This is a genomic window from Mucilaginibacter sp. P1_D10 (assembly GCF_056406215.1).
Map to the genome: position 1 here is coordinate 86,733 of NZ_JBFUAP010000002.1, position 11,586 is coordinate 98,318.

Annotated in this window: 7 protein-coding genes; 4 read left to right on the forward strand and 3 right to left on the reverse strand. The window is 46.0% G+C overall.

What is annotated here, in order from left to right; all coding sequences use genetic code 11:
* The first annotated feature begins 41 nt into the window (after positions 1–41).
* Both AC1DYT_RS02905 and AC1DYT_RS02910 read left to right on the forward strand, forming a co-directional pair.
* On the forward strand, positions 42–1,457 hold the full coding sequence (locus AC1DYT_RS02905) for a calcineurin-like phosphoesterase C-terminal domain-containing protein (RefSeq protein ID WP_477468152.1): 1,416 nt from the start codon (positions 42–44) through the stop codon (positions 1,455–1,457).
* On the forward strand, positions 1,447–2,352 hold the full coding sequence (locus tag AC1DYT_RS02910) for a glycerophosphodiester phosphodiesterase family protein (protein WP_477468153.1): 906 nt from the start codon (positions 1,447–1,449) through the stop codon (positions 2,350–2,352). Before AC1DYT_RS02905 ends, AC1DYT_RS02910 begins: the two co-directional genes overlap by 11 nt.
* 675 nt (positions 2,353–3,027) lie before the next feature.
* Here AC1DYT_RS02910 and AC1DYT_RS02915 read toward each other — a convergent pair.
* Complete coding sequence (locus tag AC1DYT_RS02915; protein ID WP_477468154.1) at positions 3,028–3,654, reverse strand: family 43 glycosylhydrolase; 627 nt, start codon at positions 3,652–3,654, stop codon at positions 3,028–3,030.
* Positions 3,654–4,004 (reverse strand): hypothetical protein, encoded by a 351-nt coding sequence (locus tag AC1DYT_RS02920; RefSeq protein WP_477468155.1) that lies wholly within the window; start codon positions 4,002–4,004, stop codon positions 3,654–3,656. Before AC1DYT_RS02920 ends, AC1DYT_RS02915 begins: the two co-directional genes overlap by 1 nt.
* 247 nt (positions 4,005–4,251) lie before the next feature.
* Between AC1DYT_RS02920 and AC1DYT_RS02925 the strand changes: the two genes are divergently transcribed.
* Positions 4,252–7,128 (forward strand): glycoside hydrolase family 2 protein, encoded by a 2,877-nt coding sequence (locus AC1DYT_RS02925; protein WP_477468156.1) that lies wholly within the window; start codon positions 4,252–4,254, stop codon positions 7,126–7,128.
* Between the two features lie 60 nt (positions 7,129–7,188).
* Here the strand turns inward: AC1DYT_RS02925 and AC1DYT_RS02930 are convergent, their stop codons facing one another.
* Positions 7,189–8,202 carry a LacI family DNA-binding transcriptional regulator gene (locus tag AC1DYT_RS02930; RefSeq protein ID WP_477468157.1) on the reverse strand — a complete coding sequence of 338 codons (1,014 nt, stop codon included), beginning with the start codon at positions 8,200–8,202 and terminating at the stop codon, positions 7,189–7,191.
* Between the two features lie 369 nt (positions 8,203–8,571).
* Here AC1DYT_RS02930 and AC1DYT_RS02935 point away from each other — a divergent pair, with 369 nt between their 5' ends.
* The gene (locus AC1DYT_RS02935; RefSeq protein ID WP_477468158.1) at positions 8,572–11,580 is read left to right on the forward strand and encodes a SusC/RagA family TonB-linked outer membrane protein; all 3,009 of its coding nucleotides are present in this window, start codon (positions 8,572–8,574) and stop codon (positions 11,578–11,580) included.
* Positions 11,581–11,586 lie beyond the last annotated feature (6 nt).

The window sequence follows — 11,586 nt, forward strand, 5'->3', positions numbered from 1 at the left end:
AAGCCGGCGTAAAAATCGGCTTGCTTTTATTTGAAAAACAAATGGACAGAAGAAAATTTATACAAAGCATTGGTGTTATAACCGGCAGCGCCTTTATCGCGCTTAAAGCAAATGCACTATCAGCGTTCGGCATTGCAGAAACTATTACCGGCAAGGTTACCGATGGCAAAAAAGGCGTTAAAAACGTAGCTATTTCTGACGGCTTCTCCGTAGTGCTAACCGATGCGAGGGGGAATTATTCCCTCACGCCAAACGTTAAGGCAACCAGCATATTCATGAGCACCCCCGCAGGCTACGAGTTTAAAACTGATTACAACGTTGCCCGCCATTACGAAAACATCGGCGATAAAAACACCTTCGATTTTAAGCTGCAACCGCTGAAACGAAATGACGATAGTCACCATTTCATTATCTGGGCAGACCCGCAGGTTAAAAATAAAAAGGATGTGAAGCAGATGATGGATACTTCGGTGCCTGATACCATCGAAACTATTAAATCCCTTGGAAAAGATGCGCTGGTACACGGCATTTGTGTGGGCGATATCGTGTGGGATAACCACGAGCTGTTTCCGGATTACAATGCGGCGGTGGCGCAGATGGGCATCCCGTTCTTCCAGGCGCTGGGCAACCACGATATGGATTACCGCATGGGAGGCGATGAAACATCTGATGTTACCTTTAAAAAGGTTTATGGGCCTACCTACTACTCCTTTAATCGCGGCAAGGCACACTATGTGGTACTCGATGATGTACGCTACATGGGCACAGAACGCGAGTACGATGGCTATATCAACGAAGATCAGCTGGCCTGGCTGGCAAAGGATCTGCAATATGTAGATAAAGGAGCTCTGCTTGTCATTAACCTGCACATACCGGTGTACAACCAGGTGAAAAATAATAAGGAATTTTATGCTTTGTTAAAAGGCTTTAATAACGTGCACATCATGTCGGGCCATACGCATTACAACGCTACCAACATCACCAACAGTATTTTTGAACACAACCATGGCACCGTTTGCGGTGGCTGGTGGACGGGCCCTATCTGTGGCGACGGCACGCCGCGCGGTTACGCTGTTTATGAAGTTAACGGTACGGTAATAAAATGGTATTATAAATCTACAGGGCTGCCTGTAGAAAATCAGCTAAGTTTGTATGTGGAGAAGCTAACCAACCAGATGCGCCTGATAGCCAATGTTTGGAATTACGACCCCGAATGGAAGGTAGAATACCTGCTGGATGATAAGCCTATGGGCACATTGCCCAAAGAAATTGGCTACGACCCGCTGGCGGTAACCCTCTACAAGGGAGATCAGCTACCCGCAGGCAGGCATTTTGTAGAACCCACACAAACCGACCACCTGTTTGTTACCCATTTCGACCCATCGGTAAAGAAGGTAAAAGTAGAAGTGACCGATAGGTTCGGTAATAAATATTCTAGTGAAGTAGATGCAAAATAAACTATTAATTGCGTTAGGGGTAAGCCTGGTGGTATCATCGGGCTTTACCTTTTTTAAAATGACTGAAGTACCTTACCCGGCATTCAGTACCGAAGCGCACCGTGGCGGCCGTGGGCTGATGCCCGAGAACACCATCCCGGCCATGAAGAGTGCTATTGACCTGGGCGTTACTACGCTGGAGATGGATACCCACATCAGTGCCGACGGGCAGGTTGTGCTTTCGCACGACGAATATATTAACCCTTTGTTTAGCCTAACACCTGAGGGCAAGGAAATAAGTGTGGAAGAAGCCAAACAGCTTATCCTCTATAAAATGCCCTATACCGAGCTGAAACGATACGATGTGGGTAGCAAATATTACCGCAAATTCGCGCGGCAAAAGAAAATTAAAACCTACATGCCGCTCCTTGCCGAACTGATAGATTCGGTACAAACGTATATTAAGGCCAAGCATAAACCGCAGGTGTTTTACAACATCGAAACCAAATGCTCGCCAGAGGGAGATGGCATCTACAACCCCGGCCCCGATGAATTTGTAAAACTACTGATGGATGTTATTGAGAAAAAGAAAATAACAACTTACGTGGTAATACAATCTTTTGATAAACGGACGATACAGATCATACACAAAAAGTATCCGGCGGTGCGCACCTCTTACCTGGTGCAGGATAAACATACTGCGGAAGACTATATTAAAGAGCTTGGCTTTATCCCCTTTATTATCAGCCCGGCTTACAAAATAGTGGATGCTGATTTTGTGAAGAACTGCCACGAACAAAAAATTAAAGTATTACCCTGGACGGTGAACACCAAGGCGGAAATAGAACAGTTGAAAAGTTTAAAAGTAGATGGTGTAATATCCGATTATCCTCATCTGCTTACATCAACTAACTAAGCCCCATGTTGTTTTGCATATTAAGTGATTCGATAACTCATGAGCACGAGGAACAATGGTTCTTAAAGATAAATGAGCTGTGTTTGAACGATTGGTATACAGGAACTTTTTGAATTGCTTACAATCAACTGGCGCACAGGAGTGGTAGGGGAATATTTGTATTCTTTTAGCGGTCTTATAATCAATGCTTTACAGGGCTTTCGTTTCACACTAACCGCATTGCTCACCAGGTTTCAAACGCGATGCCAATGTGATATAATCATAAGCATTTAGTGTTCTTTATCAAAAAATTGAGGTTGGTATATTGAATTAATCGAAGTGGAAGCGAACTTTTAGACTTATTGGCGACCGCCCCAATTACAGGGATATATTGAAAGCCTCGAAAAAGTCACCGATATAATGTGGTTTATTGAACGTTTTGGAGGAACTGCAAAATCAAAACCCCTTTATTAGATTTATGTCAAAGAATACTCAAATACTTTGATATGCAACTCAAGGAGAGGGAGGGAACAGACACAAATGGTCAGTGCGCTCTAAATCAATTTTTTATATAGTCAAGTTTAGGCAGGTCACCGAATATGTCGCCCTCCAAAACAATCAATTATCGCTAATCCTTATAAAACAAATATTATCGTTAATGTAATAAAAGACAAAAGATTCAAAACTGAAACCTGTTTATTGCAGAATTTTAGCCATCCCGGTTTTAATATCAAGTGACCATGGCTGTGGTTTAGGTAGCCACAACTTTCCGTCGACTATTTCCAGTGGCATCCATAGGTACCGCGAATCCCATTGTGCTTTGGGATTCCACTCGTCTGCCATAAATATTACCGTGGTTGTTTTGGTGCCGGTTACCTTAAGCATCATGGTTGATTGGGATTGGTAGGTATTGGTTTCGGGCGGGGCAATATCCTTAAAATCACTCCATGGCCCTTCCAGCGATGTTGCCGTAGCATATATGTTGGGGTTGGGGTTCCAGCCGGTTAAGGCAGAGCCTATGGCATAATAAAGCCCTTTGTAATGTACAATTGCGCCACCTTCAAGAGGCGCTTTTACAAGGCTCATTTCTTTCTCCACGCTCATCAGGTCGGCCGAGAGTTTCACGATGTGGAAGCCAAGTTCCCGGTCTTCAAAAATGAGGTAAGCCGTCCCGTCGTCATCAATAAACTGGCCTAGGTCACGGCTTTGGCGGCCCAGCGGCCTAAAACTTTTCACAAACTTAAAATTCCCGTTGGCGCTGTCGCTAACAGCAATACCAACACGAGCATAAGAGTAGGCCTTATTATCCAAATGGAAATACATTACGTATTTTCCCCCTTAGCCTGGTAGTAAACCTTTGGCCGTTCCAGTATCCAGCCTGCGCCAAGGTTTTCGGGGTCAGCCATCTGAACCACGTCTTTCTGGAAAGTCCAGGTCATCAGGTCTTTTGAAGAGTAGCAGCTTACGTAACGCAGGTTTGGGTCGAGGCCCTGCCGGCGTTCTTCGCCATACCAGTAATAGGTGTTTTTTATTTTAATAATTCCGCCGCCATGCGCTTGTACGTGGTTCCCGTTCTGGTCGGGCCGGGTCTGCCCGGGTGCTATGAAAGTTTTTTGAGCAAATGCTGCGGTAATTGAGCACAAGAAGTAAACGATGGTGAATGTATATTTCATAATTAATTGCCTTTTATTTTAAAGCACATTATGTTGAGCATAAACGCGTACAATTATGGATGAAATAAGCGAGTTTAAAAATGCAGAATATAGCCGGATTTAGCCGCAGATTTTCTTGGGATAATACCTATGGGATGCATCCCAAAAATGGGAGCGTTCCCATGTTGGGTTAATAATTAAAAGCTGTTCTTTGCTGATGATAACTGAATAGATTTGGAAACCAACTACAACATTATCAGATACCATTATGCAGAAGTTTTTAGCATCCATTATTTTACTGTGCATAATACATACCGTTGCGTTCTCAAACGAACATAATTTAAAGCACGGCGTGCTGCCAACTAAGGTGGTCGCGATTACCGGTAGCGAGATTTCGCTGGACGGGAAATGGTTGTTTAAAACCGACCCGGCCAACGAAGGCGAGAAACAAGAATGGTTTGCCAACGATAAAATAATATTTCCAGACGCTTTAACCGTACCGGGCAACTGGGATACCAAAAATGAGTACGCAAATTATACCGGCAAGGCCTGGTATAAAAGAACATTCAACATACCGGCTGAACTAAAGGGCAAACTCATCCGGATCTATTTCGAAGGCGTGAGCAGCGATGTTAAGGTTTGGGTAAACGGCAAATTTGTTATCGCCAATAATTTAGGTTACCTCGAATTTGAAAAGGATATATCCGGATTTTTAAACTATGGCGCAGGCAACACCATTACTGTTAGTGCCGATAACAGTTTTAAGGTAGGTGCCTTGTGGAACTGGGGCGGAATCCGCAGGCCGGTTAAGCTGTTGGTAAACAATACGGTGTATATAAAGCAGAACCGTATTACCCCAAAGGTTAGTCCGGATTATAAAACTGCTGTTATCGATTTTTCGGTGAGTGTTTTCAATAAGGAAACATCTGCCCAAAAAGTAAGCGGGAGCGTGTTGGTTTATCAGCAAAAAAAGCTCGTTGAAGCAATTCCCTTCGGTGCCATTATTGCGGCCGGCAGCCTGCAGGCGATAAACCTTAAAACGCAGTTGCTTGCCGGCGATATAAAGCTTTGGAGCCTCGATGATCCGCAGCTGTATACCTGCAAAGTGGTGCTTGTAAAAAACAACGTTACTATAGACGAACAGGAGGATAGGTTTGGCTTACGTAGGGTTGAGCTGGATAACGTAAAATTTCAGCTTAAACTAAACGGCGAAGTGCTGCGGCCCATTGGCTTTAACCTGGTGCCCGACGATCGCACCAACGGCAACGTATTGCCGCTTTGGCGCGTAAAGGAGGATATCGACCTGATGAAGGGCCTTGGCGTGGGTATGGCCCGGATGTCGCATGTGCCGTATCACAAAGAATTGCTTGATTATTTAGATGAAAAGGGCATTTTAATTATAGAAGAGATACCGGTATGGGGCGAAACGGATTTGGTAAAAAAAGACAACGAGATTACCAATGCCTGGATGAAGCGCATGATTGGCGATCACTTTAACCACGCCTGCATATTCGGTTGGAGTGTTGGCAACGAGATTGGCCGCAACGCCGATGTAATGGATTATGTAGAAAGCAGCATTATTTATACCAGGCCCCTGGATACCACCCGTATGCATGTAATGATAAGCCACACCGCCGACCGGGAGCAAGACCCCTTAATATTTTCGGATCTTGGTTTTATAAACCGATACGGTGCAAGCGGCAGTTATGCTGATAAAGTACACAAACTGCACCCGAACAAAACGCTTTTTTACTCCGAATTTGGCTATAACCAACTGAATGAAGATCTGTCGGCAGATTTTACCATTAAGGCGCTGATGAATGATATATCCCAGAAGCCCCACCTTATCGGCGCCTCGTTGTGGACGTTTAACGATTATCGCAGCAATTACACCGGTACCAAAGAATTTTCGCAGAACCGCCCATGGGGTATAGTGGATGTTTTCCGCCAGAAAAAGAACGCATTTTATTCTTATAAAAAGGCCAATATGCCGTTTGCGGATATTGCGTTGAGCAACGCTGCCCTCGCCGAAGGCAATAAGCAGTTTACCGCTAAATTATCTTTAAAGCCGCACGGTGTTTTAGATATGCCGGCTTACCCCCTGCATAATTACCGCGTAGTTTGGAAACTGCTTGACGCTAAGCAGCTGATAACCGCCGCCGGCAGCAAAGCCTTGCAGGATGTTATCCCCGGCGATGCAGCCTTCGATTTATCCCTCGCTGGTAAAGTAACCCGCCGCGAACCGCTGATGGCCAACGTAAGCATTGTTTCGCCGTTGAATTATACGCTGTACGATACCACTATGTATTTTAAAAAGCCGCAGGCAACAAAAGTAATAGCAGCCTACAGCGCCTTAGACCCTTACAGCAAAACAGCAGACCAAAACTGCCTGCTAAAAGTGTTATATGAAAAAAGCAACACGGCTACGGCATATAAGTTGAGGTACACGGTAGATGGCGGCGCGGAACGGGAAACCCCGGTATCCACCATAAATTATATAACCGTACCCGGGCTAAGCAGGCAGCAAACGGTAGAACTGAGTCTTATCAGCATGAACAATATGGGCGAAACGGTAACCAGTTTGCCGCCTGTTAAAGTAACCGATGCCGTTTTGCGCCCTTTTATCCAATACACTGAGCCTGCGGATGGCGGCTTCTTTATCGGTTTTTCAACCTTGCCCGATGATAAGGAGTTTGTTGTACAGGTAACTAATAAAGCCGGCAATTATGCCAATGCCAAACAAATAACGGCCACCACCAAAGGCGTAATACATGTAGAGGGCCTTACTAATGGCAAACAATATTACTACCGCATGAAACGCAGTGCGCAAAACGATAGCTGGTCGGCAGAGATTGCGGTGATGCCTGATGGAGGTATTATACCGGCGAAACCCTTTATACAGGGGGTTATTTTAAACAACAGCGATGCCATTATATGCTTTGTGCCAATTAAAAAATCGATTGGGTACAGCCTGCAATATAAACTGCCATTAGAAAACACCTGGCATACCGAAATCATCACCGCCAGCCAGGTAGACCAGTACCGGTTCAGGGTAAAAGGCAGCCCGAAAACTATACAGGTTAAGCTGGCTGCGCGTAACCTGTACGGGCAATCGGCTTACGCCGAGTATATAGCCACTAAATAGTTTTTATACCTGCACAATTGATGTTATGGCTCCTTATGGGGCCGTAATATTTTATAGCGATCAACTTGAATTGCGTACGATCAGCTGCGTTTTTAGGACAACTGTGGGAGCTTTCCAATCGGCCAGGTCGCGATCTATCTGGTCCAGCAGTAGCTGGGTGGCGGTTCTGCCCATTTCTTTTATGGGCTGCTCCACGGTGGTTAGCGAGGGCTCGATAAGCGAGGAAACAAAATCATTACTAAAGCCGATGATAGCGATATCCCTGGGGATGTGCAGGCCGGTTTCTTTGATAAGCCGGATGGCCTCTATAGCCGTAGGGTCGTTAATGCAAAAAATGGCATCAGGCCGTTCCTTCAGGTTAAGAAAATAGTTGATGTAGATTTTTACCTTGTTAATCGCCAGGTCATAATGAACCAGCAGGTCATCGTCGAATGCTATCTGGTGTTTAGCCAGCGCGGCCATGTACCCGGCCTTTCTCCGCTTGCATATACTCAACGATTCGGGGCCCGACAGGTGGGCTATCCGGCGTTTGCCGCGGACTATCAAATGTTCAACGGCGGCGAAGGCGCCTTCCTGATCCTCTACGATCACCTTGGGTACGATCATCTCATCGCATACCCGGTTAAAAAAAACAATGGGGATACCCTTGCGCTGAAAAAGCTTGAGATGCTCAAAATTGTTGGTTTCGCGGGTAATAGATATCAGCAAACCATCAACCTGGTGGGCCAGCATTACTTGCGCGTTTGATACCTCTGTTTCGTAGCTCTCGTCGCTTTGGCTGATGATGAGGTTGTAGCCTGCCTCTTTGGCCCTTTCCTGAGCCCCGATGATCAGTTGCGGAAAAAACGAGCGAGAGAATTCTGGTACGATGATACCCAACGTGTGGCTTGCTTTTTTCATTAAACCTATAGAGAACATATTGCGCTGATACTCCAGCTGATTGGCCAGCTTTAACACCTTGTCGCGCGTTTGCTCGTGTACGCTGGGATGCCCGGTCAGGGCTCTCGATACGGTAGATTTTGATATACCTAATTCTTTAGCGATATCAAATATGGTAGTTTGATGTTTCTTCACTTGATAAAATATAAGCAATCCCAAATTTGGGAGCGTTCCCAAGGTAAAGCATTTATTTTTAACCGGTTGTTTTATTTTCGGCAAACCTTATCTACTACCTTAATGGGAGCAGTCCCAAATTTGGGAGCGTTCCCATTCGTGTTTTTTGTCTTTCCGACATTTAAACAGGCTGTTTCCGCAATACTTTCGGTCAACCAATTATTACAGGCGGCTTTACGCTTCAACGCGGCGGGTGCCATTAAATCCTAATTATCATGAACTATAAAATCAACGGGTTAAACAGCCCAAATGCAACGGCAGGTAAAGGAAAGCGCTTTTGCTGCCACGTTGCGCAATTAAACTATTTATCAACACCTAAAAATTAACCTGATGATGAAAAAACTTACTTTTTTAATCATGCTGATCTTATCATATAATTTGCTGGCTGCGCAAAGCACCCAAATTATAAAAGGTAAGATAGTTGATGGCAACGGCTTGCCACTGGTTGGCGCTACTGTTTACCTAACGGTAGAAGGGAAGGCTGCAGCGGCTGATGTCAAAGGCGATTTTAGTATTGCCTCTAACAATCCGGAGAATAAGCTCCGCGTAACATTTGTGGGCTACAAAACGCAGGAACTGGACCTGGCTTCGTTTAAGAATGGCAGCACCATTACCCTGCTAAACGATGGCAACAACCTTAACGAGGTAATTGTGGTTGGTTACGGCACGGCCATAAAAAAAGACCTTACCGGCTCTGTAGGTACGCTCAGCGGCGACCTGATAACCGAGCGTAAAACAACCCGCATAAGCCAGGCCCTGCAGGGCGCTATACCCGGCGTGCAGGTATCGCGCAACGCCGGTACGCCGGGCGCTAGCGGCAGTATCCTGATACGTGGTATTACCACTTTAGGCGTAAACGACCCGTTGGTGATCATTGATGGTGTACCCGGAAGCCTTGATAACCTGAACCCCGATAACGTGGAGAGTATATCGGTGCTTAAGGATGCAGCATCTTCTGCTATCTACGGTTCGCGTGCAGCGGCGGGCGTAATTCTGGTAACCACCAAACGTGCCAAAGATGGACAGGCCGACCTAACCTACAACGTGGATTTTGGCTTGCAGAAACCTATCACTATGCCAACCTTTGTTGATGCACAAACCTATATGGCATTGTTTAACGAGCTGAAGGTTAATGATGGCGCCACGCCTATTTACGACCCCGCAATAATTAGAGATTACGCCGCTTTAAGCGCCGCCGAGCCCGATAAATACCCCAATACCAACTGGCAGGCGGGCTACTTTAAAAAGAGCGCTTTTCAGCACAGGCACGACCTGAATTTCACCATCGGCAACAAAAATGTGCGTACAAAGGTAATAGCCGGCTACATCAACCAGGACGGGCTGGAACCCAACCGTTCTTTTAACCGCTACTCGTTCCGTGTGAATAACGATCTGCGTTTCAACGATAAGCTGAATGCTAACGTAGATTTCTCTTACTACAGGGCGCAATCGCTATCTGCCACCACATCAGATATTAACCTGGTAAGGCAACTCCCCGCCATTTATGATGATTATTACACCGATGGCCGCTACGCACCGGGTAAAGACGGCGCCAACCCCATAGCAAACAACATGATGGGTGGACGTACAAATGTGCGTAACAACCAGTTTAGCGCCCGCATGCAATTGAATTATGCCCCGGTAAAAGGTTTAAGGCTGAGCGGCATATTTGCTCCGCAGTTGGGTTTTCTCAATTCAAGCGCCTTCTCGCAAATTGTATCGTACACATCCTTGCCCGATCCTTCGATTGTTTTGAACAGGTTTAACAATACCAACGCCTTAACGCAATCAAGCTCGTATAACCAGGCATTGAACGCACAGTTTTTGGCCAACTACCAGGTAACTGTAGCACGCGATCATTCTATTGCGGTATTGCTGGGCTATGAGAGCAACGATTTCCGAGACGAGAACTCGAGCGCCTTTCGCGATGGTTATGTTTTGCCTGCTTACCAGGTAATTGATGCCGGCGCAAAGCTGAACGCAACCAACTCCGGCAACGCATCCGAGAGTGCCCTGCGGTCGTTTTTTGGGCGGATAAACTACAGCTACAAAGGTAAATACCTGTTGCAGGTAAATGCCCGTTACGACGGCTCATCGCGCTTTGCGCCGGAAAACCGCTGGGGTTTTTTTCCGGCAGTATCGGGTGGATGGGTAGTGTCTGAAGAAGAGATCTTTAAAGGCAAAATGCCCTTTTCTTTCCTGAAGGTGAGGGGGTCATGGGGCCGCAACGGTAACCAGCAGATAGGCAACTACAGCTATCAATCGCTAATTAACCTCAATACCGTGTTGTTTTACAATTCGGCAGGGCAAATTGTACCGGCTACTGCGGGCAACCAGTTGAATTACGCGGTTCAGGATATCACCTGGGAAACCAAGCAGGATTTTGATATTGGCGTGGACGTAGCGTTTTTTAAAGATCGACTGTCTATAACGGCCGATTATTTCAACAAAACCACCTACGATATTCTGTTGAATTTACCTATCCCTTTGAATACCGGCTTGCTGGCAACCCCGCAAAATGGCGGCAAAATGCTGAACAAAGGCTGGGAGCTGCAGATAGGTTGGAACGACCGGGTCGGCAAAGACTGGAAGTACAGCTTCTCGGTAAACCTGTCCGATTACAAAAATAAAATTGCCGATCTGAAAGGCACCTCAACGCTTGGCTCATACGCCCTACTGGAAGGGCAGCCATATAACGTTTGGTACGGATACCGCAACCTGGGCTACTTTAAGGATGCCGCAGATGTAACAGCATCGGCCAAATTAACCGGTGCCGAAAAACCGGGCGACCTTAAATACGCCGACCTGAACGGCGACGGTAAAATAACTGCTGATAAAGACCAGGTGCCTTTAGGCAATTCGCTGCCCCGCTATTTATTTGGCGGTAATGGTAACGTAAAGTACAAGAATTTCGATTTGGGTTTCTCGTTCCAGGGTATTGGCAAACAGCTTAGCCGCTTAAGCGGGTTTATGGTACAGCCGTTCGACAGCAACTTTGGCAACGTAAACACCTATTACCTTAATAACTACTGGACGCCCGATCGCCCGAATGCCAAATACCCCAGACTGAGCTACAATAACAAGAACGTAAATTACGATCAGAGCTCAGATTTTTGGTTCTTCAATGGCTCCTACATCCGCTTAAAGGATGTAACCTTCGGCTATACATTCAGCCCCGGCTTGCTTAAACGTTTCGGCGTAAAAAATGCGAGAATATTTGTAAGCGCTACCGATTTATTCACCTCGAGCCATTATCCGAAAGGATGGGACCCGGAGGGTACGCAAGGCAACAACCCGCTGGTGGTAACCTATTATTCTGGCTTAAGTGTTACTTTTTAATTCAAC

What these genes read in the sequence shown, in the direction of transcription:
- AC1DYT_RS02920 (WP_477468155.1), bottom strand. Translation starts at nt 4,004, where the DNA reads ATGAAATATACATTCACCATCGTTTACTTCTTGTGCTCAATTACCGCA.
- AC1DYT_RS02935 (WP_477468158.1), top strand. Translation starts at nt 8,572, where the DNA reads ATGATGAAAAAACTTACTTTTTTAATCATGCTGATCTTATCATATAAT.
- AC1DYT_RS02925 (WP_477468156.1), top strand. Translation starts at nt 4,252, where the DNA reads ATGCAGAAGTTTTTAGCATCCATTATTTTACTGTGCATAATACATACC.
- AC1DYT_RS02910 (WP_477468153.1), top strand. Translation starts at nt 1,447, where the DNA reads ATGCAAAATAAACTATTAATTGCGTTAGGGGTAAGCCTGGTGGTATCA.
- AC1DYT_RS02905 (WP_477468152.1), top strand. Translation starts at nt 42, where the DNA reads ATGGACAGAAGAAAATTTATACAAAGCATTGGTGTTATAACCGGCAGC.
- AC1DYT_RS02915 (WP_477468154.1), bottom strand. Translation starts at nt 3,654, where the DNA reads ATGTATTTCCATTTGGATAATAAGGCCTACTCTTATGCTCGTGTTGGT.